Raw genomic sequence first — 25,786 nt, 5'->3', positions numbered from 1 at the left:
CGTCGACTCGACGCCCCGCCGCGATCTCGTCAGGAGCGCCCCTGGTTCCCTCAGCCCAACCGCTCCAGCAGCCAGCCGGACGACTGCACCTGAGCCCCGAGTTCCTCCAGGCGTGCGCGCAGACCTCGGTCACTCGTGACGGCCGTCACCGAGAACCCGCCATCACGCAGCCGTCGCGTCTCCGAGACGATCGCGTCGTCGCCTGCGCCGGACGCGCGCACGATCTCGACGCGCTCATCAACGGCATCCGCGATCTCCCGCGCCGCGCCCTCCACGACCATCGACACCGGCGGATACCAGAGATCCGCCCCCACACCGAGACCGGGCGCGACCACTCCCCTGGCCGTCCACGTCGACAGCCGCTCACGCAGCCGCTCCGCCGCACCGACGCGATCCTTCCACCAGCCGTCGGGCACCGAACCCACGACGTTGGCCGCATCGACGACGACCGCAGGCCGCACGGACAGCAGGGCGTGCAGAGCAGGCCACGCCGCGCCGAAACCCGGATGCAGCGGACGCTGGTCCACCTGGTCCACCGGCACCCACTCGAGTGCGAGGCTCTCGGGGTCGCTGATCACCGGCTCGAACGACGACACCACGTCGGCGACCACGGTCGTGTACGACCAGATCCGCAGATCCAGCACACTCGCGAACCGTGCCCGCAGGGCGCCGTCGGGGATCCCGGCCTCCTCCTGGGCCTCGCGCAGCGCGCCGTCGCGCGCGGACTCGCCCTCATGCAGCGCGCCACCGGGGATGCCCCAGGTGCCGCCGAAGTGACTCCAGCCCACCCGATGCTGCAGCAGCACGCCGCGCTCGGGGTCGAACGCGAGCACGCCGGCGGCGCCGAATCGGCCCCAGTACCGCTCACCCGACTCCGCGACGACCCATGCGTCCCCCGGGTCCCGCGGTCCGTCCGGACGGCGCGGCTCACCGGGTTGCACAGGAATGATCGTCACCCGTTCAGCCTTTCACAGCTGCACGGTGCAGCGGCCACGAAGACGAAGTGAGTCAGCTCACGGCATCCGGAGCGTATCGCAGCACGTTCGTGTCGCGGCGGACGAACCCGACCGACTCGTACAGCCGCAGCGCCGCCTCGCGCGACGGGCGTGAGGTCAGATCCAGCGTCCTCAGCCCGCGTTCCCGCGCGAGAAGGGTCGCCCGCTCCAGCAGCAGACGGGCGATCCCCTTCCCGCGCATCGACTCGTGGACGGCGACATCCTCGACGATCCCGCGGATGCCCGTCGGGAGCGGGAACGTGACGACCGTGGTCATGCCGACGATCCGGCCCTGCTCACGGACGACCAGCACCTCCGTCGCGTCGTGCGTGATCATCGACTCGATGCGAGCCCGATCGAACACGGCGGTCGTGGAGAGCAGTCCGAGCAGATGCCGCAGGTCGGCGGCATCCTCATCGCTGACCGAGGTGAGAACCTCCACCTCGTGCTGCGTGCCGTCGCCCATCGTCGTCCTCTCGTCGATCGGTTCTCGCGTTACCGCGCGCCCACCGCGGCACCGGCACGCAGCCGCGCTGCGGCGAGCTCCTCGGCCGCCTGCAGCGGCGTGACGCCCCGCTCCTCGGCGTCGTCCAGGATGGTGCGCACGGTGTCGCCGATCGCGGCGACGCGGGCCATGATCTCGTCGCTCGTGCCGAGCTGCTTCGCTTCCAGGTCGAGGTAGATCACGCCGCCCGCGTTGACGACGAAGTCGGGCGCGTACAGGATGCCGCGTCCGGCGAGGCGATCCGCTCCGGAGCGGTCGGCCAGCGGGTTGTTCGCGGGGCCGCACACGGCCTTCACGTCCAGTACGTCGATGACCTCGTCGGTCAGCACACCGCCGATGCCGGCGGGAACGAACACGTCACCGGCAACCAGGTGCTCGGTGCCCGGCTCGACCCATGTCGCCCCGAGTTCCTCGGCGAACGAGCGCCGTGCGGGGTTGATGTCGGTCACGGTCAGCTGTGCGCCCTGCTCCGCCAGGCGCGCGGCGAGACGTCCGCCGACCTGCCCGAGGCCCGAGATCGTCACCCGGCGCCCGTCGGCGGAAGCCGAGCCGGTGATGCGCTCCAGGACCGCCTGCAGCGAGGCGTACACGCCCAGGCTGGTGGGACCCGCCGGTTCCCCGGAACCGCCGACAGTCGACGGCAGGCCCACCACATGCTGCGTGCGCTCGCTCACCGTGAGCATGTCCTCGGTCGTGGAGCCCACGTCCTCCGCCGTGCGATAGCGACCGTCGAGAAGCTCCACGGCATCCCCGAGATCGAGGAACGCGGCGCGACGCCGATCAGCATCCAGGGTCTGCCCCGGCTCCAGGCGGATGACGGACTTGCCGCCACCCGCATCCAGACCGGCCGCGGCGTTCTTCAGCGTCATCGCGGCCGAAAGGCGCAGGGCGTCGCCGAGGGCGTCGCTCCAGTGCGGATAGGTCCACAGCCGCGCCCCGCCCAGAGCGGAGCCGAGCACAGAGGAGTGCAGCGCGACGGCGATGAAGAGGCCGCTGCGCCGTCCCGTCGTCACCTCCACGCGCTCGTGGGCGAAGTCGGGCAGGGGCAGGGTGTGCGTCATCGCAGTCTCCTTCGGCAGGCCTCGTGGGCCAGGCGGGAACGGATGCCGGGATCATGGCATCCGTTCCCCATTATCCCTTCGACGGGCTCAGGGACCCAGTCGGGAGACCCGGCGGCAGCGCTAGCGCTGGCGCCGCTCCCGCACGCGCATGTTGATCACGATCGGCGTGCCCTCGAACGAGTACAGCTCGCGCAGGCGGCGCTGCACGAACCGGCGGTAGCCCGGGTCGAGGAAGCCCGTCGTGAACAGCACGAATGTCGGCGGACGGGTCGACGCCTGCGTGCCGAACAGGATGCGCGGCTGCTTGCCACCGCGCAGCGGGTGCGGGTGCGCGGCCACGAGCTCGGTGATGAACGCGTTGAACTTGCCGGTCGGGATACGACGGTCCCAGTTCTCCAGCGCGCGCTCCAGTGCGGGCACGAGCTTGTCGAAGTGCCATCCGGTCTTCGCCGAGATGTTCACGCGCGGAGCCCACGCGACGTGCGCCAGGTCCTGCTCGATCTCCCGCTCCAGGTAGCGGCGGCGGTCGGAGTTCTCCATGTCGTCGTCCGACAGGCGATCCCACTTGTTGAACGCGAGCACCAGCGCACGGCCCGACTCCAGCACCATGTCGATGATGTTGAGGTCCTGAACGCTGATGGGCTGACTCACGTCGAGGACGACGATCGCGACCTCCGCCTTCTCCAGCGCCGCGGAGGTGCGCAGCGACGCGTAGAAGTCGGCGCCCTGCTGCAGGTGCACACGGCGGCGGATGCCGGCGGTGTCGACCAGCCGCCACATCTTGCCGCCCAGCTCGACGATCTCGTCCACCGGGTCGCGTGTGGTGCCGGCGAGGTCGTTGACGACCACGCGCTCCTCCTTGGCCGCCTTGTTCAGCAGCGAGGACTTGCCCACGTTCGGCCGACCCAGGATCGCCACGCGGCGCGGGCCGCCGATCTCGGCCTTGGCCACCGCCGAGACCTCCGGCAGCTTCTCGACGATCATGTCCAGCAGGTCGGCGACGCCGCGTCCGTGGATCGCGGAGACGGGGTACGGTTCCCCCAGACCCAGGTTCCAGAGAGCTGCGGCTTCGGGCTCCTGACGGGCATCGTCGATCTTGTTCGCGATGAGGAACACCGGCTTGCCGCTCTTGCGCAGCAGCTTGACGACGTGCTCGTCCGTGGAGGTGGCGCCGACCTTCGCGTCGACGACGAACAGCACCATGTCGGCCAGGTCGATCGCGACCTCGGCCTGCGCGGCCACGGAGCGGTCGATGCCCTTGGCATCGGGCTCCCACCCGCCGGTGTCCACGAGCGAGAAGCGCCGCTCCATCCACTCGGCCTTGTAGGTGACGCGGTCGCGCGTGACGCCGGGGGTGTCCTCCACGACGGCCTCGCGGCGGCCCAGGATGCGGTTCACCAGCGCCGACTTGCCCACGTTCGGGCGACCCACGATCGCCACGACCGGCAGCGCCGGCATGACCGTGATGCCGTCCTCGCCGAGGGTCACGCCCTCGAGCAGGTGCGCGTCCTCCTCGTCCAGGTCGTAGTCGGCGAGGGTAGCGCGCATGAGGTCGGCGCGCTGGTCGGCCAGCTGCTCGTCGAGCTCGGCCATCTTCTCGGCGAGGTGGTCGGGGCCGCCCTCGTACTCTTCATCAGCCATGGTGGGGCTCCTTGTCGGCATCGAAGGCGCGCTCGATCACAGCGAGCACGGCATCGATGGTCTGTGTGAAATCCAGATGCGTGGAGTCGACCACCGTCACGCCGGGTGCGGCGTTGAGGAAGTCGACGACGCTGCTGTCGGAGGCGTCGCGCTTGCGCATTGCCTCGCCGACGGCGGCCGCGTCCGAGCCGGCGAGCTCGCCCGCACGGCGGGCGGCGCGCACCTCGGGTGCGGCGGTCAGCAGGATGCGCACCGGCGCATCCGGGGCGACGACGGTCGTGATGTCACGGCCCTCGACGACCACGGCGGGATAGGCGGACTCCGCCACCATCCGCCGGAAGATCTCATTCACCTGCAGGCGCACCTCGGGCACGCGCGCCACGCCGCTCACCGCGGCCGACACGCGGGGGTCGCGGATCGCGTCGGTCACGTCGACGCCGCCGACCAGCACGCGACGGTCGTCGGGGTCGAGCTGCTGCGAGAGGGGGAAGTCGGATGCTGCGGAGCGAACGGCCTCGGCATCCGCGGTGTCCGCGCCGCCCTCCAGCACGTGCCAGGCGAGCGCCCGGTAGGCGGCGCCCGTGTCGAGGTAGCCGTAGTCGAGCCGGCGTGCGACGGCCTTGGAGACGCTGGACTTGCCGGACCCGGCGGGCCCATCGATCGCGATGAACTTGTGCGCGTCAGTCATTGGTGTTCCCCGCAATCCGCCAGCCGCGTGCTTCCAGGCCCTCGATGGCGCCGCGCAGTGCGGCCGGCGCCACGCTGATGTCGGCCAGGCCGAACTGCGCTCCGGGCGAGTGCTCCAGGCGCAGATCCTCCACGTTCACACCCAGCTCCCCCAGCTCGCCGAACAGGCGGCCCAGCTGGCCGGGGGTGTCGTCGACCATGACGATGAGCTGCTCGAAGCGGCGGTTCTGGCCGTGCTTGCCCGGAAGCCGCTCCACGCCCTCGTTGCCCTGCCGGATCGCATCCGCCACGGCGCGGCGCGCGCCTGGCGCGTCCGGCTCGCGCAGCGCGTCGGAGACGGCACGCAGATCGGATGCGAGGGCGTCGAGCACCTCGACGACGGGCGCGGCGTTCGCGCTCAGGATCTGCACCCACAGCTCAGGGGCGGATGCCGCGATGCGAGTCGTGTCGCGCACACCTTGGCCCGCCAGCTGCAGCGCGTCTGCATCGGCATCCGCCAGGCGGGCGGCCAGCAGGCTCGCCACCACCTGGGGCACGTGCGAGGTCAGCGCGACCGAGCGGTCGTGCTCCTCCGGCGTCATCTCCAGCGGCGTGGCGCCGAGGTCCAGTGCGAGCGCCTCGACCAGCGCGAGGTCCGCGGCGCGGGTCTCCTCGTCGCGGCACACCACCCACGGACGGCCGATGAACAGGTCGGCGCGCGCCGAGATCGCCCCGCCGCGCTCACGTCCCGCGAGCGGGTGCGAGCCGATGTACCGGGTGAGATCCACGCCACGACGGCGCAGCTCCTGGTACGGCTCCAGCTTCACGCTGGCGACGTCGGTCACCACGGCATCCGGATGCGCCTCGAGCTCTGCCTGGATGACGTCGGCGGTCACGTCCGGCGGCACGGCCACCACGATCAGGTTCGGAGCGTCGTCATCGCGCGCCGCGCGCCCCGCCCCGTAGTCGATCGCGAGCCGCAGCTGCGAGGGCGAGGCGTCGGATAGCACCACGTCCACGTCGTGCGAGCGCAGCGCGTGTCCGATGCTCGCACCGAGCAGGCCCGCGCCGACGATGCGCACGGTGCCCGACACGCGCGATGCGCGGGCGTTCGTGGTGTCGCTCACTCGGTCTCCTGCTTGTCGTCATCTCCCGCGGCCGCAGGTGTGTCCTGGCGCGACAGAGTCAGCAATGCGCCTCGTTCGATTTTAGTCAGCTCCCTGGCCTTCCCGACCGGGAGAGTTCCCAGGTGCAGCGGACCGAACTGGCGACGCACGAGCTCCTCGACCGGATGGCCGACGGCGGCCATCATGCGCCGCACGATCCGGTTCCGCCCGGAGTGCAGGGTCAGCTCGACCAGGCTGCTCCCCCGCGACGCGTCGAGCAGCCTCGCCTTGTCGGCCTTGATGGGGCCGTCCTCCAGGTCGAAGCCGCGCGTCAGCTTGGCGATGGTCTGTGCGGTCACGGTGCCCGACACCTTCGCGATGTACACCTTCGTCACCCCGAACGAGGGGTGCGCGAGCACGTGCGCGAGCTCGCCGTCGTTGGTCAGGATCAGCAGCCCGCTGGTCTCGGCATCCAGTCGGCCGACGTTGTACAGGCGCTCCTCCCACTCCTTCGTGAAGCGGCGCAGGTCGGGGCGGCCCTTCTCGTCGCGCATGGTGCTGTAGATGCCGGTGGGCTTGTTGAGCATGACGTACCGCTTGGAGACGTCCAGCTGCACGGCCGTGCCGTCCACGTCGATCAGATCGTTCTCCGGGTCGATGCGCGTGCCGAGCTCGCTCACGGTGCGGCCGTTGACCCGGATGCGCCCCTCGACGATGTACTGCTCGATCACGCGTCGCGATGCGACGCCCGCGTTCGCCAGCGCCTTCTGCAGCCGCACGCCCTCGGCGTCCTGGTTTCCTGCGGTGGTCATCGGGTCACTCCCTCGTCGAAGCCGTCTGCACCGTCATCGAGCAGCGGCGAGATCGGGGGCAGCTCGTCGATCGAGTTGATCCCCAGATGCTGCAGCAGCTGGTCGGTGGTGCCGTAGTTGATCGCGCCGGTCTCGGAGTCGGCGAACAGCTCGGTGATCAGTCCGCGCGCCAGCAGCGTGCGCACGACCGAGTCCACGTTCACGGCGCGGATGGATGCCACCTGCCCTCGCGTGACCGGCTGCTTGTACGCGATGACCGCGAGGGTCTCCAGCGCGGCCTGCGACAGGCGTGCGGGCGCCTGTCCGCCGATGAAGTCCGCGACCAGGTCATCATGGTCCTCGCGGACGTAGAGCCGCCAGCCGCCGCCCACCTCGCGCAGCTCGAATCCGCGCCGCGGTCCGGTGCCGCGCCCGTCGTAGTCGTCGACCAGCGTCTCGAGCGTCTGCCGCACGGCGGGGACGGGCGCGTGCACGGCCGCCGCGAGCGCGACCAGCGCGATCGGCTCGTCGACGACCAGCAGGATCGCCTCGACGCGCTCGCTCAACGGGGTCTCGAGGGTCGTCTCGAGGGCCGCATCCTCACTCATCCGGAATTCCTCATCTGTCATGATCCGCTCACCTGTCGTAGTCCGCGCCGAGCGTCGCCAGCTGCTCATCCGACCAGTTCTCCGCCGACCAGCGCAGGGTCAGCTCACCCAGGGGCTCCAGCTGCTCGAACGAGAGCGCGGCGTGCCGGTACAGCTCGAGCACCGAGATGAAGCGCGCCACGACGATACCGGGCTCGCTCACCCCGCTCACCAGTTCACGGAACGTCAGCGAGTCGGTGCTGCGCAGCAGCGTGACGACGACCGCGGCCTGCTCCCGGATGCTGACCAGCGGCGCGTGCAGGTGATCGAGTCCGACCGAAGGGATCTCCTTCGGCGCGAACGCCAACAGGGCGAGCGCCGCGAAGTCGTCGACGCTCAGCGACCACACCAGCTCCGGCGTCTTCTTCCGGTGCTTCTCGTCCAGCGGCGCGGCCCGCACGTGCCGGCGGTCCTCCCGCTGCAGGCAGCGCGCGAACCAGGCGGAGACCTCCTTGAACGCGCGGTACTGCAGGAGCCGGGCGAACAGCAGGTCCCGGGCCTCGAGAAGCGCGACGGACTCTGCATCCACCAGTTCGCCCTGCGGCAGCAGCCCCGCGACCTTCATGTCCAGCAGGGTCGCCGCGACGACGAGGAACTCGGATGCCTGATCCAGTTCGTCGGGCCCGTCGAGATCGCGCAGATACGAGATGAACTCGTTGGTCACCTTGCTCAGCGACACCTCGGTGATGTCCAGCTCGTGCTTGGAGATCAGGTTCAGCAGCAGGTCGAACGGGCCGTCGAAGTTCGACAGCGAGACCCGGAACCCGGGCGCATCCGCATCCTGGGCCGCCAGGCCCGTCGAAGTGTCCTCAGGCGACGGCGCCACGGGCGACCAGCTCCCGCGCCAGTCGCAGGTAGGCCTGGGCGGCTGCGTGCTCCGGCGCGAACTCGGTGATGGGCACGCCCGACACCGAGGCGTCGGGGAACTTCACGGTGCGGCCGATCACGGTCTCCAGCACGTCGTCGCCGAAGGCCTCGACGACGCGCTCCAGCACCTCGCGGGAGTGCAGCGTGCGCGGGTCGTACATGGTGGCGAGCAGTCCGTCGAGCTTGATCGACGGGTTCAGCCGGTCGCGCACCTTGTCGATGGTCTCGATCAGCAGCGCCACACCGCGCAGGGCGAAGAACTCGCACTCCAGCGGGATGAGAACGCCGTGCGCGGCCGTCAGGGCATTGACGGTGAGCAGTCCGAGCGAGGGCTGGCAGTCGATCAGGATGACGTCGTACTCCCCCGCGACGTGCCGCAGCACGCGGGCGAGGATCGTCTCTCGGGCGACCTCGTTGACCAGGTGCACCTCAGCGGCGGACAGGTCGATGTTCGCCGGCAGCACGTCGAGGTTCGGGGTCGAGGACTGCACGATCGCCTCGCGCGGGTCGCGCTTGGTGTCCAGCAGCAGGTCGTAGACGGTCGGCACATCGTGCACGGTGATGCCGAGGCCTGCCGACAGCGCGCCCTGGGGGTCGAAGTCGACGGCCAGCACCCGGCGACCGTATTCGGCGAGTGAAGCGGCCAGGTTGATCGACGTGGTCGTCTTGCCGACGCCGCCCTTCTGGTTGCAGAGGGCGATGATGCGCGCGGGGCCGTGCGAGTCCAGCGGCGCAGGGACGTCGAAGCCGTGGTACGGGCGACCCGTCGGGCCGATCGGGAGGTCGCCCTCCTTCGTCGCCTTCGACTTGGTCTTCGTCACCTTGTCCGCCACCGGTTCTCCTGCTCGTCGTGCTTGCTCGAGTCTAGCGGCAGGGCCCTCCGGCTCAGCCTCGGCGCGCGGCGCGCTCCCGGGCCGCTGCCACCAGCCCGTCGAACACGCCCGAATCGTCGGCGGTCTCCGGATGCCACTGCACCCCCACCGCGAAGCGGTCGCCATCGGCCTCCATGGCCTGCACGACCCCGTCGCCGTCGCGGGCGACCACACGGAAGCCGGGGTGCGCGTCGACGGCCTGATGATGATGGCTCGGCACCGTCAGACGATCGGCGATCAGCGCGGCTATGCGCCCTTCCCCCTCGACCGTGACATCGGTCGAGCTGTATCCGGCCGGGGTGCCCCCGTGATCGCCGTGCCCGACGACATCCGGCAGGTGCTGCACCAGCGACCCGCCGGCGGCCACCGCCATCATCTGCATCCCGCGGCAGATGCCCAGCGTCGGCAGCCGCTCCCGGTCCGCCTCGGCGAGGAGCCACAGCTCCCAGGCATCCCGGTCGTCGTACCAGGTGGTGACGTGCTCGTGTGGCTCCTGCCCGTAGCGGGCGGGGTTGATGTCCGCCCCGCCCGCGATCAGCAGACCGTCGATCCGGCTCAGCGCGATCCGCGCGGACTCCGCTGAGCCGAGCGGCGGGAGCAGCACCGGCACGCCACCGGCGCGCTCCACCGAGAGCGCGTAGTCGGCGGGCAGCAGGTCAGCCGGGATGTGGCGCCAGTCGCCCCAGTTGGCCAGCTGCCGATAGGTGCTGATGCCGATGACGGGCCGCACGGCCGCCTGCTCCGGCGAAGGATCACTCAAAGTCGCTCTCCAGGGGTGTGACGTAGGCGTTGGACAGACCTCCGTCCACAAGGAAGTCCATCGCGGTGATGAAGCTGGATTCGTCGCTGCCCAGGAAGGCTACCGCGTTCGCGATCTCCTCCGGCTCGGCGAAGCGTCCCATGGGCACGTGGATCAGTCGGCGCGCGGCCCGCTCGGGGTCCTTCGCGAACAGCTCCTGCAGCAGCGGCGTGTTCACCGGCCCGGGGCAGAGGGCGTTCACGCGGATGCCCTTCCGCGCGAACTGCACGCCCAGCTCGCGGGTCATCGCCAGCACGCCGCCCTTGGACGCCGTGTACGAGATCTGCGAGGTGGCGGCTCCCATGATCGCGACGAAGGATGCGGTGTTGATGATGGATCCCTTGCCCTGCGCAAGCATGTACGGGAGCACGGCCTTGCAGCAGTAGTAGACGCTGGTGAGATTGACGTCCTGCACCAGGTTCCAGGCGTCGATACCGGTCTTCAGGATCGAGTCGTCGGATGCCGGGGAGATGCCGGCGTTGTTGAAGGCGATGTCGATGTGACCGTAGGTGTCGTTCGCGACCTTGAACAGGTTCTCGACCTGCTCCTGGTCCGTGACGTTCACCTTCACGAACACGCCGTCGAGCTCCTCGGCGATGCGCGGACCGTTCACCTCATCGAGGTCGCCGATCACGACCTTGGCACCCTCCGCGACGAACTTCCTCGCCGTCGCGAGGCCGATCCCGCTGCATCCGCCGGTGATGACGCCGACCTTGCCGTCCAGCTTTCCCATCTGTTCTCCCTGTTGCCTTTCCTGAGATCTGATCAATTGTCGGTCGAGATGAAGACGTTCTTCACCTCGGAGAAGGAGTCCGGTGCGTCCGGTCCGAGCTCGCGCCCCAGACCCGACTGCTTGAACCCGCCGAACGGGGTCCAGTACCGCACCGAGGAGTGCGAGTTCACCGACAGGTTGCCGCTCTCCACGCCGCGCGCGACGCGCAGCGCACGGCCGACGTCGCGGGTGAAGATCGAGCCGGACAGGCCGTACTCAGTGTCATTGGCCTTGGCGATGGCATCCGCCTCGTCCGTGAACGGCATGACGGCCAGCACCGGCCCGAACAGCTCCTGCGACCACACCGGGTCGGACGCTCCCCGCGGCATGACCACGGTCGGGGCGAGCCAGTACCCGCTGGAGGCGTCCGGGGCCTGACCGCGGAACGCCACGTCGGCGCCCGTCAGAGCGGATGCCACCGAATCGCGCTGCTTCGCCGAGATGAGCGGCCCCATCTCCGCGTCCTCGGCAGCGGGGTCCTTCACGCGGAACGACTCCACGGCGGGCTGCAGCAGCTCCAGGAACCGGTCGTACACGCTCTGCTGCACGAGGATGCGGGAGCGAGCGCAGCAGTCCTGCCCCGCGTTGTCGAGGCCTGCCCCGGGCGCGGATGCCGCAGCCCTTTCGAGGTCGGCGTCCTCGAAGACGATGTTCGCGTTCTTGCCGCCGAGCTCCAGCGTCAGGCGCTTGACCTGGTCGGCGCAGCCGCGCATGATGCCCTTGCCGACGTCGGTGGACCCGGTGAAGCACACCTTGCGCACCAGCGGATGCGTCACGAAACGGTCGCCGACGATCCGCCCCTTGCCCGGGATGACGGTGAACACGCCCTCCGGGATGCCGGCTTCGAGTGCCAGCTCACCGAGCCGCATGGCGGTGAGCGGGGTGAGCTCGGCGGGCTTGAGCACGACGGTGTTGCCCGCCGCGAGAGCCGGGCCGAAGCCCCAGCCGGCGATCGGCATGGGGAAGTTCCACGGCACGATGATGCCGACCACACCGAGCGGTTCGTGGAACGTGATGTCCACACCGCCCGGTACCGGGATCTGCCTGCCGAAGTGACGTTCGGGTGCAGCGCTGTAGTAGTTCAGCACGTCGCGGACGTTGCCGGCCTCCCAGCGGGCATTGCCGATGGTGTGCCCCGCCCCCGCGACCTCGAGGGCGGCGAGCTCGTCGATGTGCGCGTCGACGACCGAGGCGAATGAACGCAGCAGCCGGGCCCGCTCCGCCGGCGCGATGGCGCGCCAGGCGGGGTAGGCGCGGTGCGCGCGCTCGATCGCCGCATCCGTCTCGGCGAGATCGGCCTGCGGGACGGTGGCGACGGCGGCGCCGGTCGCGGGGTTCAGCACCGTGAAGGCGCCGCCGGCGCCGAACGGGGTGGTGGGGATTCTCATGCTCACAGCCTCTCGAATCCGCGGGTCAGCTCCCAATCGGTGACGGCGGCGTCGAACGCCTCGATCTCGACGTCCGCGTAGTGCACGTAGTGCCGGACGACGTCCTCGCCGAACACCTGCGCGGCGATCTCGGAGTTCGCCAGTGCGTCACGGGCCGCGTGCATGGTGGTCGGCACGACCGGCGCACCGGACTCGTAGGCGTTGCCGCGGGTCTCCTCCTCGAGCGAGAGCTCGTTCTCGATGCCGTAAAGCCCGCCGGCGAGCATCGCGGCCAGGCCCAGATACGGGTTCATGTCGCCGCCGGGGAGACGGTTCTCCATCCGCGCGCTCTTCCCGCTGCCGACCAGCCGGACCGCGGTGGTGCGGTTGTCGATGCCCCAAGCGACGGAGGTCGGCGCGAACGAGCCCTTCACGAAGCGCTTGTAGGAGTTGATGTTCGGCGCGTAGAACAGCGTGAACTCGCGCATGGTCGCCAGGACGCCCGCAATGAAGTGGTCGTACACCGCGGAGCGACGCCCGTTCTGCTCGTCCCAGAAGACGAGGCCGTCATCGTCCTTGCCGCGCAGCGACATGTGCACGTGACAGGAGTTGCCCTCGCGCTGGTTCGGCTTGGCCATGAACGTGATCGACTGGCCGTGCTGACGGGCGATGTCCTTGGCGGCGGTCTTGTAGTACGAGTGGTTGTCGGCGGTCGCGATCACCTCGTCGAACAGGAACGCGATCTCGTGCTGACCGAAGTTGCACTCCCCCTTGGCCGACTCCACGGTCAGTCCCGAGGAGTACATGGTGTTGCGGATGTCGCGCAGCAGCGGCTCGACGATGGAGGAGCCCAGGATGGAGTAGTCGATGTTGTACCGGTTGGCCGGGATCAGGTTGCGGTAGCCGTCGTCCCACGCCTTCTCGTAGGGCGTGTTGTAGATCACGAACTCCAGCTCGGTTCCGGCGACGGCCTTCCAGCCGTGCCCGGCCGCGCGATCGACCTGCGCGCGCAGCATGCTCCGCGGCGACACCCGCACCGCCTCGCCGGTCGTGCTGGTCAGGTCGCACTGGATCAGCACGCTGCCCGGGCGGTGCGGCATCAGCCGGATCGTCGACAGGTCGGGGATGAACTCCATGTCGCCGTATCCGCTCGCCCATGACGCGTGGTCGTAGCCGTCGACGGTGTTCATGTCGACGTCGACGGCGAGCAGATAGTTGCAGCCCTCCGTGCCGTGGCCCAGCACGGAGTCGAGGAAGAAGCGGGCGTGCAGCAGCTTGCCCTGCAGGCGGCCCTGCATGTCGGTGAAGGCGAGGACGACCGTGTCGATCTCCCCCTCCAGGATCATTCCGCGCAGGCGGTCGACGGTCAGCATCCGATCGTTGCGCGGAGGTGTGGGGGTGACGTTCATCGTGCTCATTTCAGAAGGCCCTTCAGGAGTGCGGCCGTGGCGTCGCAGTGCGCTGCCATGACACGGCGCGCGCGCTCGGCGTCGCCGTCGAGGATCGCTGCGACGATCTCCCGATGCTCGGCGTCGGCGTGTTCGATGTTCTTCTTGAGGAATGGGATCTCGGCGAGCAGCTGGTGGATCTTCGCCTGCACGCCGCTGCACGCGTGCGCGAGCTCGTCCGAGCCGCAGACGGTGCTGATGGCGAGGTGGAGCCTGGCATCCGCCTGCCGGTAGTCGGCGGGCGTCTCGGCGGCGTCGACCTCGACGAGGCCGTTCTCCAGCAGCTGCCGCTGCTCGTCGGTGAGGTCGGTGAGGGCGGCGCGGTGCGCCGCTCCCGGCTCGATCACCGAGCGGAAGATGATCAGGTCGTCGATCTCGGCCCGACGGGGCGGATGCTGGCCGGCGGGCCACGCCTGCTTCGGCGGCTCGACGACGGTGCCCCCTCCGCGCCCCCGGGTCGTCGAAACGAGCCCGGCGGCGCGGAGAGCGCTGATGGCCTCCCGGAGGGTGGCGCGCGAGACGTTCAGCCGCTCAGCGAGCTCGCGCTCGCCGGGCAGCTTCTCGCCCACCCGGAAGATGCCGAGCTGGATGGCCGATCCGAGCTGCTCCACGCAGGATTCGAAGGCCATCTGCCCGCGCACCGGGTGCAGCGCGGCATCAACCAGGAGGGAGTCCATCATCGTCGTCCGATCGCGCTCACTCGTCCAGCAGCGTGTCTGCGGACTTGGTGAGGTGCTCGGCCTCTGCGCTGCTGTTCATGAAGTCGCGCTTGCCGTAGGCGTACCACAGCACGATCGACAGGATGGCGACGACCGCGACGGCGATCGGTGCGTAGTTGAACGTGTCGACCGTGATCGGGGTGACCGGAGGCAGCACGAACAGGATGACGATGAACACCACCCAGACCACGGCGACCCAGCCGATCAGACCGCTCCAGCGGCCGAGGTTCCACGGGCCGGGCTGGAACGCCGGGTTCAGCCGGCGCAGGAACACCGGGGTCACGTACGCGATGTACAGGCCGATCACCGCGATGGAGGTGACGGCGGCATACGCGGTCGTGTTGAACAGGGCGGGGACGGTGACCACGATCGACAGCACCACGCACAGCCAGATCGAGTTGGTCGGGGTGCCGGTGCGCTTGTTCACCTGCGCCCACAGCCTCGATCCGGGGATGGCGTTGTCCCGCGAGAACGCGTAGCTCATCCGCGAGTTGGCGGTGACGGATGCCATGCCGCAGAAGAACTGGGCGCCGCACACGATGAACAGCAGGAACTTCGCGACGTCCGGGTTGTTCAGCGCGTCCATGAAGATCTGCGCCGGGCCCGAGCCGAGATCGGTGCCGACGATCTTCGACAGTCCCGCCTCGCTGCCGTCCTGGATCGCCGCGACGATCGTGTACAGCAGGATCCAGCCGCCGATGATCGAGATCAGCACGCTCATCACGATGCCCTTCGGCGCCGCGACCGAGGCGTTCTTGGTCTCCTCGGCGACGTGCGCCGAGGCGTCGTAGCCGGTGTAGGTGTACTGGGCCATCAGCAGGCCCATCAGGAACACGTAGGGGCCGAAGCCCCAGCCGGTCTCGTTGTGCCAGGTGGTGAAGGTCCAGGCGACGTCCTGATGCTGCGAGGGCATGATCCACAGCACGGCGACGATGATCACGACGCCGACGATGTGCCACCACGCCGACACCGAGGAGAGCAGGCTCACCAGGTTCACGCCGAAGGTGTTCAGCAGTCCGTGGATGACGATCAGCGCCACGAACAGCAGGAACGTGTTCAGCGCGGTGACCTCGGTCCCCCACATCAGGTTGGCGAAGGCCATCATGGTCGCGGCCGCGCCGTAGTCGATGGCGGCGGTCACCGCGACCTCGCCGAGGAAGTTGTACCACCCGACGAACCACGCCCACTGGCGCTTGCTCCTCTTGGCCAGGCGTCCGGCCCAGAAGTACAGGCCGCCGGCGGTGGGATAGCGGGAGCAGACCTCCGCCATGGCCAGCGCGACGCACAGCACGAAGACGCCGACCAGCGGCCATCCGATGGTGATCGCGCTCGGTCCCCCCGACTTCAGCGCGATGTTGAAGGACGTGATGCAGCCGGCCAGGATCGAGATGATCGAGAAGGACACCGCGAAGTTCGAGAAGCCCGACATCCCGCGATGGAGTTCCTGCTTGTAGCCGAGTTCGGCGAGGGCGGCGGCGTCATCATCGACGGGGCCGGTCCCCACAGCCTTTGTGGATTCGCTCATGGAAGTGCTACCTGCTTTCAGTGGAGGGAGCGTTTGGAGCGATTCTGGCCTCATCCACCGAAAGCTGTCAATGGTCTGACTTCAATCCATTTACGGTCGCCTAGGTCGCGCGCGGATGCGAGGTCGCGTAGACGTCGCGCAGGGTGTCGACCGAGACGTGCGTGTAGATCTGCGTCGTCGCGACGGATGCATGCCCCAGCAGCTCCTGCACGACACGCACGTCGGCGCCGCCCTGCAACAGGTGCGTGGCGAAGGAGTGCCGCAGGGTGTGCGGCGACACCTCCGCGGTGATCTGCGCCTTCTCGGCCGCGGCGCGGATGATCAGCCAGGCGCTCTGCCGCGACAGCGGGGCGCCGCGCGCGCCCAGGAACAGCCGGGCACTCGCCCGCCCTTTGGCCGCGAGTCCTGGGCGCACCCTGGTCAGGTACGCGTCGACGGCAGCACGGGCGTAGGAGCCCACCGGCACGATGCGCTCCTTGTCGCCCTTGCCGCGCAGGCGCAGCACATCGCCGTAGGAGAGGTCGTCCACGTCCAGCGACACGGCTTCCGACACGCGCGCGCCGGTCGCGTAGAGCAGCTCGAGCAGAGCGCGATCGCGGATGCCGATCGGATCCTCCGGCGAGGGCGCCGCCAGCAGCCGTTCGACCTGATCGATCGTCAGCGCCTTCGGCAGCCGCTGCGGGGTCTTCGGAGGGCGCATCCGGCCGGTGGGGTCGTCCTCCTCGATGCCCTCCCTGGCGAGGAAGCGGTGCCAGCCCCGCACGGAGGACTGCAGCCGGGCGAGACTGGTCGCCGCCGGCGGCGGATCGGCCGCCGAGCGCTCGCCGATGAACTCCGCCACCACGGCCTGGGTGATGCCCTCGGTCGCGTCGATCCCGCGCTCATGGAGCCAGTCGACGTAGGCGCTCAGGTCGCGGCGGTAGGCGGCGATCGAGTGCTCGGAGAGGCCGCGCTCGATCGTGATGTGTCGCAGGTAGGCGTTCAGCGCACGGTCGAGCTGCATGTCGTCAGCGGCGGTCGCGCTTCGTCGCGGCCGCGAGCACGCCGATGGAGAGGATGCCGTTGTGCATCCTTCCCTCGAGCACGGCCTCCACGGCATCCGCCAGCGGCACCCACTCCACGCGGATGTCGGCCTCCTCGTCCTCCCGCGCATGCGCGGCGGCGGCCGCGCCGATGCCGGTGGCGAGGTAGACGTGGATCATCTCGTCGTTGCCGCCCGGAGTCGTCCAGCTCGAGACCAGGTGCTCCCAGTGCTCGGCGGTGATGTCGGCCTCCTCCGCCAGCTCGCGCTGCGCGGCGACCATGGGGTCCTCCCCCGGGATGTCGAGCAGGCCCGCGGGCAGTTCCCAGTCGCGGTGCCGGATCGGATGCCGGTACTGCTGGATCAGCAGCACACGGTCCTGATCGTCGATCGCGACGACGGCGACGGCACCCGTGTGGGCGACGTACTGGCGGCGGATCTCACCGTCGCCGTACGCCACGCGCTCATCGAGCACGTTCCACACGGCTCCTCGGAACCCGATCTCGCTGGAGAGGACCTCGGGCTCGAAGGGCTCGTCCCGCAGGCCCTCTCGCGAAGGATCAGGACTCGTCATCGCCGAACAGCTCGCTCGAGCGGTGCCGCTCGATGGCGGCGCCGATCAGGCCGCGGAACAGCGGGTGCGGCGCGGTCGGGCGCGAGCGCAGTTCGGGATGCGCCTGCGTGGCGATGTAGTACGGGTGCACATCGCGCGGGAGCTCGACGTACTCGACCAGGTCGAGGTCGGGGTTCAGACCCGAGAACACCAGTCCGGCGTCGGTGAGGCGGTCGCGGTAGGAGTTGTTCACCTCGTAGCGGTGGCGGTGGCGCTCGGAGGCCGTGTCCGCACCGTACAGCTCGCGCGCCAGGGAGCCCTCGGCGAGGGCGGCCTCGTACAGCCCCAGGCGCATGGTGCCGCCCAGGTCGCCGCCGTCGAGGATCTCGACCTGCTCGGCCATGGTCGCGATGATGGGCTCGGCGGTCTCGGGGTCGAACTCGGTCGACGACGCCCCCGCGATCCCTGCCACGTGGCGGCCGTACTCGATGACCATGCACTGCAGGCCCAGGCAGATGCCGAGCGTGGGGATGCCCTGCTCACGCGCGAAGCGCAGCGCGCCCAGCTTGCCCTCGATGCCCCGGATGCCGAAGCCGCCCGGCACGAGGATCCCGTCCAGGTCGCCGAGGTTCTTCGCGGCGCCTTCGGGCGTCTCGCAGGTGTCCGACGCGATCCAGCGGACGTTGACCTTGGTCTCGTGCGCGAAGCCGCCGGCCTTGAGCGCCTCGGTCACCGACAGGTACGCGTCGGGCAGGTCGATGTACTTGCCGACCAGGCCGATGGTGACCTCGTGCTTGGGGTTGTGCACGGCGTGCAGGACCTGGTTCCAGCGGGTCCAGTCCACCTCGCCGGCCCGCTCGTCCAGGCCCAGCTTGGAGATGATGTACGCGTCCAGACCCTGGTCGTTCAGGGTGGACGGGATGTCGTAGATGCTCGGCAGATCGACCGTGTTGACGACGCCCTCGGTGTCGACGTCGCACATCAGGGCGATCTTGTTGCGGTTGCTCTCGCTCACGGGGCGGTCGCTGCGCAGCACGAGGGCGTCGGGCTGGATGCCGACCTGGCGCAGGGCAGCGACGGAGTGCTGGGTCGGCTTGGTCTTCTGCTCGCCGGAGGCGCCCATGAAGGGGACCAGCGAGACGTGCACGAAGAACACGTTGCCGCGACCGAGCTCGTGGCGCAGCTGACGCGCGGACTCGAGGAACGGCTGCGACTCGATGTCGCCGACAGTGCCGCCGACCTCGGTGATGATCACGTCGGGGCGCGGCTCCTCGGTGGCCTGCAGCCGCATGCGGCGCTTGATCTCGTCCGTGATGTGCGGGATCACCTGCACGGTGGCGCCGAGGTAGTCGCCCCGGCGCTCCTTGGCGATCACCTGCGAGTAGATCTGGCCGGTCGTGACGTTGGCGGCCTTCGACAGCTCGATGCCGAGGAAGCGCTCGTAGTGGCCGATGTCGAGGTCGGTCTCCGCGCCGTCGTCGGTGACGAACACCTCGCCGTGCTCGAACGGGTTCATGGTGCCCGGGTCCACGTTCAGGTACGGGTCGAGCTTCTGCATGACCACGCGCAGTCCGCGGGCGGTGAGGAGGTTGCCCAGGCTGGCCGCCGTGAGACCCTTCCCCAACGACGAAACGACACCGCCTGTCACGAAGATGTGTCGAGTGGTGTCGTTCTTGGGCCCCGCAACAGAAGAGTTCATCACGGGCTTTTATCCTATCAGTTCGTTCCCGAGCCGAGGCTCAGGAGTTCACGGGCGTGGCTGAGAGCGGCATCCGAATCGGCGAGACCGGAGAGCAGTCGCGCCATCTCCGCCTCGCGCTGCTCGCCCGAGAGGCGGGTGACGCTGGAGGCCGTGACGGAGCCGTCGTTCGACTTGACCACGGACAGGTGGTTGGTGGCGAACGCGGCGACCTGGGCGAGGTGGGTGACCGCGATCACCTGCGAGGTGCGGGCGAGCTGCGCGAGCCTGCGGCCGACCTCGATGGCGGCCGCGCCGCCGATGCCGGCGTCGACCTCGTCGAACACGAAGGTCGGGACCGGGTCGGTGCCGGCGATGACGACCTCGATGGCCAGCATGACGCGGGACAGCTCACCGCCCGAGGCGCCGCGCGACACGGAGCGCGGCTCGGCGCCGGGATGCGGGGCGAGCAGGATCGCGACGTCGTCGCGGCCGTGTGCGGACTCGGTGCCCGGTGAGACCCGCGCCTCGAGTCGGGCATCCGGCATCGCCAGGGCGTGCAGCTCCTCGGTGACGGCGTCGGACAGTCTCGCGGCGGCTTCGGTGCGGGCTGCGGTGAGCGCGTCGGCGGCGGCGTCGAGCGCGCTGCGCGCCTCTGATGCCTGTGCGGTGAGCCGCTCGATCCGGTCGCCGTCGTCGTCGAGCTCGGCGAGGCGCAGGGAGCCCGTCCGCCACACCTCGAGCGCCTGCTCCAGCGAGCCGTGCTGCCTGATCAGCCCGCCGATCGCCGCACGGCGCTCCTCGACGGCGGCCAGCTCGTGCGGGCCCGACTCGTCGAGGTCGGCGAGATAGGTGGACAGCTGCCCCGCGAGGTCCGCGGCGCGGTAGCCGAGGTCGGCGAGGGTCTCCGCGATCTCGCTGAGCTGCGGGTCGGCGGACCGCTCCAGGGCGCGCCGTGCCTCGGCGATGAGTCCTGCCACGTCGGGCTCGTCGTCCTCGCTGGAGAGCGCGGTGCGTGCCTGGGACGCCGACAGCCGCAGCTCCTCGGCGTTCGCGAGGCGCTCGGCGCGCTCGTTCAGGGAGACGTCCTCCCCCGCTTCGGGTTCGAGCTGCTCGATCTCGGCGAGCTGCTCGCGCAGCTGCGCGGCCTCGGCGGCGCGACGGTCACGGTTCTCGGTGAGCTCGGCGATCTCGGCATCCAGTGCCCGCCAGGCCTGGAACCGCTCGGTGTACTCGGACAGCGCGGTCGCGATCCGCTCGCCGCCGAAGCGGTCGAGGGCGTCGCGCTGAGCGGATGCCGAACGCAGGCGCAGCTGATCGGACTGACCGTGCACGACCACCAGCTCATCGGCGAGGGCGGAGAGCACGGAGGCGGGGGCGGCACGGCCGCCCACACTCGCGCGGCTGCGCCCCTCGGCGCTGAGCGTGCGCGAGACGTACAGCTCGGAGGCGTCGCCTGCGGGTTCGAGCTCGCCGCCGGCATCCGTGACGATGTCGGCGACCGGTCCGTGCGGCGGCACCAGCCAGACACCCGCGACGGATGCCTGCGAGGCTCCGGCCCGCACGGCGGAGGAATCCGCCCTCGCGCCGAGCAGCAGGCCGAGTCCGGTGACGACCATGGTCTTGCCCGCGCCGGTCTCGCCGGTGACGGCGGTGAACCCGGGGCCGAGCGGCAGCACGGCGTCGTCGATCACGCCCAGGCCGCGGATGCGCATCTCATCGATCACGAGGCACCTCGCCATCCCGCGACGGGCAGCTGGAACTTGCGGACCAGTCGGTTCGTGAAGGCCGTCGGATGCAGTCGCGCGAGGCGCACCGGCCGTGACGACCGGCGCACGATGACACGCGCTCCGGGCGGCAGGTCGTGCGAGCGTCTGCCGTCGCACCACAGGATGCCGGTGCCGCTCGTGCGCTCGAGCATCTCGATCGCGACGGATGCCTCGGGCCCGACGACCAGAGGCTTCGCGAACAGCGCGTGCGCGGACAGCGGCACGACGGCGATGGCCTCCACGGTCGGCCAGATCACGGGCCCGCCGGCGGAGAAGTTGTAGGCGGTTGAGCCGGTCGGCGTGGAGACGACCATCCCGTCGCATCCGAAGCTCGACAGGGGCAGGCCGTCGATCTCGATGACGACCTCGATCATGCGCTCGCGGCTGGCCTTCTCGACGGTGGCCTCGTTCAGGGCCCACGTCTCGTAGACGACGGTGCCCTCGACGTCCTTCACCCGCACCGAGAGCGCCATGCGCTCCTCGACCTCGTAGTCGCGCGCGATGACCCGGTGCACGGCGGCATCCATGTCGTCGCGGTCGATCTCGGCCAGGAAGCCGACGTGTCCCATGTTGATGCCGAGCACGGGCGCTCCGGAGTCACGGACCAGCTCGGCCGCGCGCAGGATCGTGCCGTCGCCGCCGAGGACGATGGCCAGCTCGAGGTCCTCGGCCGCCACGTCCTCGCCCAGCTGCGCGATCTCGGCGAACCGGGCATCGACGTCGGAGAGGTCCTCACGATCGGGGGCCGCGAGCACGGGAACCGCCCCCGCCTGGTGCAGCGCGTCGATCACGCGCAGGGCCGCATCGACCGTGTCGGGCCGCTTCGCGTGGGCGACGACCAGGATCCGGCGCTCGTTCATCGTCCTCCTGCCACGTGTGCGATCTGCTCCGACCATTCTGACGGATCCGTGCCACGGTCGGGTGCGAGGTGCACCAGGTATTCGGCGTTGCCGTGCGTGCCGAGAATGGGCGAGGCCAGGATGCCGAGCACGCCCAGCCCGCTGTCGTGCGCGGTCCACAGGGTGCGCTCGACCGCGTCCACCCGCAGCGCCGGGTTGTTGACGAGCCCGCCCTTGATGGCCGTGCGGCCCACCTCGAACTGGGGCTTCACCAGCAGCACGGCGTCGCCGCCGGGTGCGATCACTCCGGCGACCGCCGGCAGCACGTGCTCCAGGGAGATGAAGGAGAGGTCGCCGACCACGAGCTCGGGTCGGGCGGGCTCCCCCGTGGCGTCCAAGAGGCTCTCCGCGGTCATGTGCCGCACGTTGAATCCCTCGACCGAGGTGACACCGGCATCCGCGGCGATGGACGGCGCGAGCTGACCGTGACCGACGTCGACCGCGAGCACGCGGCGCGCGCCGCGCTCGCGCAGCACCTGCGTGAATCCACCGGTGGAGGCTCCCATGTCGAGGGCGAGCCTGCCCTGGGGGTTGAGCGCGAAGCCGTCGAGGGCGGCGATGAGCTTGTGGGCACCGCGGCTGACGTAGTGGTCGGCGCCGTCGACGCGGATCTCGGTGTCGTCGGTGACCGGCGTCGAAGCCTTCACGACGGGGTGCCCGGCCACCCGGACGAGCCCGTCGGCGATCAGGGTCGCGGCGTGCGAGCGCGAGCGGGCCAGGCCTCGCGCCGCGAGGGCCGCATCGAGTCTGGTCATCGCGTTCCCGGGGCCGCGTCGCTGCGGGGCGCGCTCTCGAGTCGCTTCATGAGCTCGTCGTGCAGGGATCCGTAGGCATCGGCGCGGGCGTCGAGGGGCTGCCCCTCGATCAACCGCAGCCGACTCCACAGGGCGTCGGCCGGCTCGTCGCGCGTGTGCTCCATCCGACCACTGTAACGCGCGCCACCGACGAGCCGAGGGAGACGCTCAGGGCCTGTGGAAAGGACCAGAGCGCCTGAGCGACTCAGGGCTTGTGGAAAGGATCCGCGTAGAGCCGCTCCGGCACTCGGAACGCGTAGATCATCAGGCCCGTCGCCCAGATCGCCGCCGCACCTGCGCGCAGCAGGTCGATCTGCGAGGAGCCCTCGGCCACGATCTGCACGTCCGCGTCGACCACGCGCACGGCGGCGTCGTTCACCATGAAGACGCCGTTCTTCTCGAGCGTCTCCGGATACGGCTCGTGCAGCTCGCGCAGGTCGCTGAGGATGTAGTCAGGACGCGAGCCCTGCGGGGCGGCGAGCACGTGCTTGGGACGGTCGATGCCCGTCAGGACCAGGGCGGAGTCGATGCCGGCGCGGGCGGCGCCCGCGATGTCGGTGTCGAGCCGGTCGCCGATGAAGAGGGGGCGCTGCGCGCTGAAGCGCTCGACGGCCACTTCGAAGATCGGCTTCTCGGGCTTGCCCGCGACGATCGAGAGCCGGCCGATCGCCGTGTGCACGGCGGACACGAGCGTGCCGTTGCCCGGTGCCACGCCGCGATCTCGCGGTATGGTCCAGTCGGTGTTGGTCGAGATCCACGGGATCCCGCCCTCCTCCTCGGGCACCTGCAGCGCGAACGCGGCTTCGGCGAGGTCGGTCCAGCCGACCTCGGGGGCGAAGCCCTGCACGACCGCGGCCGGCGCGTCCTCGGCGCTGCGGGTGACCGTGTATCCGGCCTTGTGGGCCTCGTCGACCAGGCCGTCTCCCCCGACGATGAGGATCTTCGCGGGCGCGGGCACCATGGTCGCGAGCAGCCGCATGGCGGCTTGCGGGCTCGTCACGACGTCGGCAGGAGCCACGGTGAGGCCGAGCTCGCTGAGGTGCGCGGCGACAGCGGCATCCGTGCGGGACGCGTTGTTCGTGATGTATCCGAGGCGCAGCTGCTCGGCGGCGCGGTTCAGGCTGTCGATCGCATACGGGAGGGCACCGGGTCCGGCGTAGACCACCCCGTCGAGGTCGGCGAGCAGTGCGTCACGGTCGGTCAGCGGGGTGGGCGCCGACTTCGCGCGGCGGAACAGCGCCATCAGGCCTCGGACTCCGACTCGCGATCGGTGCCGTCCTCAGGCACGTCCGCGGATGCGTCGTCCGAGATCGTCGCGGTCTCGGTCTCCGGGGCGTCGGCGAGCTCGACGGACTCGACACCCTCGACGGACTCGACACCCTCGACGTCCTCGGCGTCACCGGGCTCGGAGTCGTCGTCGTAGTCCTCGTCGAAGTCCTCGTCGAAGTCCTCGATCAGGCCGTCCTCGACGATCATCTCGTCGAACTGGCCGTCGAGGCCGAGAGCGGATGCCGCGACATCGGCGCGCTCAGTCCAGAACGCCGCCTCGTCGGTGCGGCCGAGGTCCTCGAGCACCGCAGCGCGCGCCGAGAAGAGCGCGGGGCTCCACTCGAAGGCGCGATCGGGGTCGAGCTCGGGGATCTCGAGTTCGCCGAGCGCGAGCTCGGTCTCTCCTCGGTCGAGGCGGGCGCCGGACATGGCGATCGCCAGCGCGACGCGGACCTCGGGCTCGAGAGCCGAGCGATCCACGGCACGACCCTCCTCGAGGGCGCGGTCCGGACGACCGACACCGCGCTCGCTGTCGACGATCAGAGCGATCATGTCGTCCTTGCCGGAGAGTCGCCGGTAGGTGCGAAGCTCCCGAAGGGCGAGGGCGAAGTCGCCGATGCCGTATGCGGTGATCGCGAGAGTGGAACGCACCACGGGGATGCGGCCGGCGCGACGGGATGCCGCCAGGGCGTGCGCGTGGGCGCGCTCCGGCTCCTCATCGATCAGCTGCGCGGCCATCGCCAGGTGGCGGGCCGTCTGGTCGGCGTTCTCCTTGCTGAGGGTCTTCAGTTCATTGCGCGCCGAGGGGTGCAGGTCGCGCGCGGTGATCTCCTCGGGGATCGGCGGCTCCTCGATGCGCTCGCGCACCGGCGCGAACTCGTTGACGGGACGATCGGCGCCCCCGCGCGGACGGTCCCGGTAGGACGGACGCTCGCCGCGATCACGGTCGCGATCTCCGAAGGAACGGCGCTCGCCCTGGGGACGGTCACCGTAGGGTCGACGCTCACCCTGGGGGCGGTCACCATAGGGACGACGCTCACCCTGGGGGCGATCACCACGGTACGGGCGGTCTCCCTGGGTGCGATCACCACGGTACGGGCGGTCTCCCTGGGTGCGGTCACGGTCACCATACGGGCGACGCTCACCCTGGGGACGGTCGCCGCGATACGGGCGGTCTCCCTGGGTGCGGTCGCGGTCACCATAGGGACGACGCTCACCCTGCGGACGATCACCGTACGGGCGACGCTCACCCTTGGAACGGTCGCCGTACGGGCGACGCTCAGCCTGAGGGCGGTCACCACGGTACGGGCGGTCTCCCTGGCTGCGGTCGCGGTCACCATAGGGACGACGCTCACCCTGCGGACGATCACCATAGGGGCGACGCTCACCCTGAGCGCGATCGCCGCGGTACGGGCGGTCTCCCTGACTGCGATCGCGGTCCCCGAAGGAGCGGCGCTCGCCCTGAGGGCGGTCGCCGCGGTGCGGGCGGTCTCCCTGGTTGCGGTCGCGGTCCTCGAAGGAGCGGCGCTCGCCCTGAGGACGGTCACCGTACGGACGGCGCTCACCCTGTGGGCGGTCACCGTACGGACGGCGCTCACCCTGTGGGCGGTCACCGTATGGACGACGCTCGCCCTGAGGGCGGTCTCCACGGTACGGGCGGTCACCCTGACTGCGGTCGCGATCGCCGTAAGAGCGGCGCTCACCCTGGTTGCGATCGCCGTACGGACGACGCTCACCGTCACGGGAGCCGCCGGCGTCGTTGCGCCGCGGCGTCCTCGAGGAGGAGTCCGAGTAGCGCGGCTTGCGCTCGGAGCCCGAACGTCGATCGCGCGCGCCCTCACCGTCTCGGCGGTCCCGCTGCTCATCCGACATTCTGACTCCCTTTTTGCTTGTTAACGCAAGATGGCCACCCAACCCTGGGTGGCCATCTTACTTAAGAGAAGTCCGGCGGTGTCCTACTCTCCCACAGGGTCCCCCCTGCAGTACCATCGGCGCTGTGAGGCTTAGCTTCCGGGTTCGGAA

At 70.0% G+C, this 25,786-nt stretch carries 26 protein-coding genes and 1 rRNA gene; 1 reads left to right on the top strand and 26 read right to left on the bottom strand.

Annotated elements, in window-relative coordinates:
- Window positions 1–50 precede the first annotated feature (50 nt).
- From MIAR_RS00655 to MIAR_RS00535, 25 genes are all read right to left on the bottom strand, one after another.
- Complete coding sequence (locus tag MIAR_RS00655; protein ID WP_285629971.1) at window positions 51–956, bottom strand: NUDIX domain-containing protein; 906 nt, start codon at window positions 954–956, stop codon at window positions 51–53.
- Between the two features lie 52 nt (window positions 957–1,008).
- Window positions 1,009–1,461, bottom strand: a complete 453-nt coding sequence (locus tag MIAR_RS00650) for a GNAT family N-acetyltransferase (RefSeq protein ID WP_285629969.1) — start codon at window positions 1,459–1,461, stop codon at window positions 1,009–1,011.
- Window positions 1,462–1,490: 29 nt separating this feature from the next.
- Window positions 1,491–2,561 (bottom strand): Glu/Leu/Phe/Val dehydrogenase family protein, encoded by a 1,071-nt coding sequence (locus tag MIAR_RS00645; RefSeq protein ID WP_285629967.1) that lies wholly within the window; start codon window positions 2,559–2,561, stop codon window positions 1,491–1,493.
- 120 nt (window positions 2,562–2,681) lie between these two features.
- Window positions 2,682–4,202: a ribosome biogenesis GTPase Der gene (gene der, locus MIAR_RS00640; protein WP_285629963.1), complete on the bottom strand. Its 1,521-nt coding sequence runs from the start codon at window positions 4,200–4,202 to the stop codon at window positions 2,682–2,684.
- Window positions 4,195–4,890 (bottom strand): (d)CMP kinase, encoded by a 696-nt coding sequence (gene cmk, locus MIAR_RS00635; RefSeq protein WP_285629961.1) that lies wholly within the window; start codon window positions 4,888–4,890, stop codon window positions 4,195–4,197. Before cmk ends, der begins: the two co-directional genes overlap by 8 nt.
- Complete coding sequence (locus MIAR_RS00630) at window positions 4,883–5,995, bottom strand: prephenate dehydrogenase (protein ID WP_285629959.1); 1,113 nt, start codon at window positions 5,993–5,995, stop codon at window positions 4,883–4,885. Before MIAR_RS00630 ends, cmk begins: the two co-directional genes overlap by 8 nt.
- Window positions 5,992–6,786: a pseudouridine synthase gene (locus MIAR_RS00625; protein ID WP_285629957.1), complete on the bottom strand. Its 795-nt coding sequence runs from the start codon at window positions 6,784–6,786 to the stop codon at window positions 5,992–5,994. The genes MIAR_RS00630 and MIAR_RS00625 overlap by 4 nt, the downstream gene beginning before the upstream one ends.
- Window positions 6,783–7,373, bottom strand: coding sequence for an SMC-Scp complex subunit ScpB (scpB, locus tag MIAR_RS00620; RefSeq protein WP_285629955.1), 591 nt, complete (start codon window positions 7,371–7,373; stop codon window positions 6,783–6,785). Before scpB ends, MIAR_RS00625 begins: the two co-directional genes overlap by 4 nt.
- Before the next feature lie 28 nt (window positions 7,374–7,401).
- Complete coding sequence (locus MIAR_RS00615; RefSeq protein ID WP_285629953.1) at window positions 7,402–8,238, bottom strand: segregation and condensation protein A; 837 nt, start codon at window positions 8,236–8,238, stop codon at window positions 7,402–7,404.
- Window positions 8,222–9,112 carry a ParA family protein gene (locus tag MIAR_RS00610; RefSeq protein WP_285629951.1) on the bottom strand — a complete coding sequence of 297 codons (891 nt, stop codon included), beginning with the start codon at window positions 9,110–9,112 and terminating at the stop codon, window positions 8,222–8,224. The genes MIAR_RS00615 and MIAR_RS00610 overlap by 17 nt, the downstream gene beginning before the upstream one ends.
- 52 nt (window positions 9,113–9,164) lie before the next feature.
- Entirely contained in the window at window positions 9,165–9,881 is a 717-nt protein-coding gene (locus tag MIAR_RS00605) for a gamma-glutamyl-gamma-aminobutyrate hydrolase family protein (protein WP_285629949.1), read from the bottom strand.
- 22 nt (window positions 9,882–9,903) lie between these two features.
- Entirely contained in the window at window positions 9,904–10,683 is a 780-nt protein-coding gene (locus tag MIAR_RS00600; protein WP_285629947.1) for a 3-oxoacyl-ACP reductase, read from the bottom strand.
- Window positions 10,684–10,715: 32 nt separating this feature from the next.
- Complete coding sequence (locus tag MIAR_RS00595) at window positions 10,716–12,110, bottom strand: aldehyde dehydrogenase family protein (protein WP_285629944.1); 1,395 nt, start codon at window positions 12,108–12,110, stop codon at window positions 10,716–10,718.
- Between the two features lie 2 nt (window positions 12,111–12,112).
- On the bottom strand, window positions 12,113–13,498 hold the full coding sequence (locus tag MIAR_RS00590; RefSeq protein WP_425561582.1) for a glutamine synthetase family protein: 1,386 nt from the start codon (window positions 13,496–13,498) through the stop codon (window positions 12,113–12,115).
- A 5-nt stretch (window positions 13,499–13,503) separates the two neighbouring features.
- Entirely contained in the window at window positions 13,504–14,217 is a 714-nt protein-coding gene (locus MIAR_RS00585; RefSeq protein WP_285629940.1) for a FadR/GntR family transcriptional regulator, read from the bottom strand.
- A gap of 16 nt (window positions 14,218–14,233) precedes the next feature.
- Window positions 14,234–15,781, bottom strand: a complete 1,548-nt coding sequence (locus MIAR_RS00580) for an amino acid permease (RefSeq protein WP_285629938.1) — start codon at window positions 15,779–15,781, stop codon at window positions 14,234–14,236.
- Window positions 15,782–15,881: 100 nt separating this feature from the next.
- Window positions 15,882–16,784, bottom strand: coding sequence for a site-specific tyrosine recombinase XerD (xerD, locus tag MIAR_RS00575; RefSeq protein WP_285629936.1), 903 nt, complete (start codon window positions 16,782–16,784; stop codon window positions 15,882–15,884).
- A 4-nt stretch (window positions 16,785–16,788) separates the two neighbouring features.
- Entirely contained in the window at window positions 16,789–17,376 is a 588-nt protein-coding gene (locus MIAR_RS00570) for an NUDIX domain-containing protein (protein ID WP_285629934.1), read from the bottom strand.
- Window positions 17,363–19,054, bottom strand: a complete 1,692-nt coding sequence (gene pyrG, locus MIAR_RS00565; RefSeq protein WP_285629932.1) for a CTP synthase — start codon at window positions 19,052–19,054, stop codon at window positions 17,363–17,365. Before pyrG ends, MIAR_RS00570 begins: the two co-directional genes overlap by 14 nt.
- Window positions 19,055–19,071: 17 nt before the next feature.
- Entirely contained in the window at window positions 19,072–20,760 is a 1,689-nt protein-coding gene (recN, locus tag MIAR_RS00560) for a DNA repair protein RecN (protein ID WP_285629930.1), read from the bottom strand.
- Window positions 20,757–21,662 (bottom strand): NAD kinase, encoded by a 906-nt coding sequence (locus MIAR_RS00555; protein WP_285629928.1) that lies wholly within the window; start codon window positions 21,660–21,662, stop codon window positions 20,757–20,759. Before MIAR_RS00555 ends, recN begins: the two co-directional genes overlap by 4 nt.
- A complete protein-coding gene (locus MIAR_RS00550; RefSeq protein ID WP_285629927.1) occupies window positions 21,659–22,456 on the bottom strand; it encodes a TlyA family RNA methyltransferase in 798 nt (265 codons plus the stop codon). Before MIAR_RS00550 ends, MIAR_RS00555 begins: the two co-directional genes overlap by 4 nt.
- Complete coding sequence (locus MIAR_RS00545; RefSeq protein ID WP_285629925.1) at window positions 22,453–22,620, bottom strand: hypothetical protein; 168 nt, start codon at window positions 22,618–22,620, stop codon at window positions 22,453–22,455. The genes MIAR_RS00550 and MIAR_RS00545 overlap by 4 nt, the downstream gene beginning before the upstream one ends.
- 80 nt (window positions 22,621–22,700) lie before the next feature.
- Window positions 22,701–23,738 carry an HAD-IIA family hydrolase gene (locus MIAR_RS00540; RefSeq protein ID WP_285629923.1) on the bottom strand — a complete coding sequence of 346 codons (1,038 nt, stop codon included), beginning with the start codon at window positions 23,736–23,738 and terminating at the stop codon, window positions 22,701–22,703.
- Window positions 23,738–24,631 carry a hypothetical protein gene (locus tag MIAR_RS00535; RefSeq protein ID WP_285629921.1) on the bottom strand — a complete coding sequence of 298 codons (894 nt, stop codon included), beginning with the start codon at window positions 24,629–24,631 and terminating at the stop codon, window positions 23,738–23,740. Before MIAR_RS00535 ends, MIAR_RS00540 begins: the two co-directional genes overlap by 1 nt.
- Between MIAR_RS00535 and MIAR_RS00530 the strand changes: the two genes are divergently transcribed.
- Window positions 24,572–25,660 carry an autotransporter outer membrane beta-barrel domain-containing protein gene (locus MIAR_RS00530; protein WP_285629919.1) on the top strand — a complete coding sequence of 363 codons (1,089 nt, stop codon included), beginning with the start codon at window positions 24,572–24,574 and terminating at the stop codon, window positions 25,658–25,660. The two genes, MIAR_RS00535 and MIAR_RS00530, sit on opposite strands and share 60 nt — an antisense overlap.
- 46 nt (window positions 25,661–25,706) lie before the next feature.
- Here the strand turns inward: MIAR_RS00530 and rrf are convergent.
- Window positions 25,707–25,786: ribosomal RNA gene (rrf, locus tag MIAR_RS00525) — 5S ribosomal RNA — on the bottom strand; the annotation flags it as partial.

The organism is Microbacterium arabinogalactanolyticum (assembly GCF_030268005.1).
Lineage (GTDB): Bacteria > Actinomycetota > Actinomycetes > Actinomycetales > Microbacteriaceae > Microbacterium > Microbacterium arabinogalactanolyticum.
This window is presented reverse-complemented; position numbering and strand designations above follow the sequence as displayed.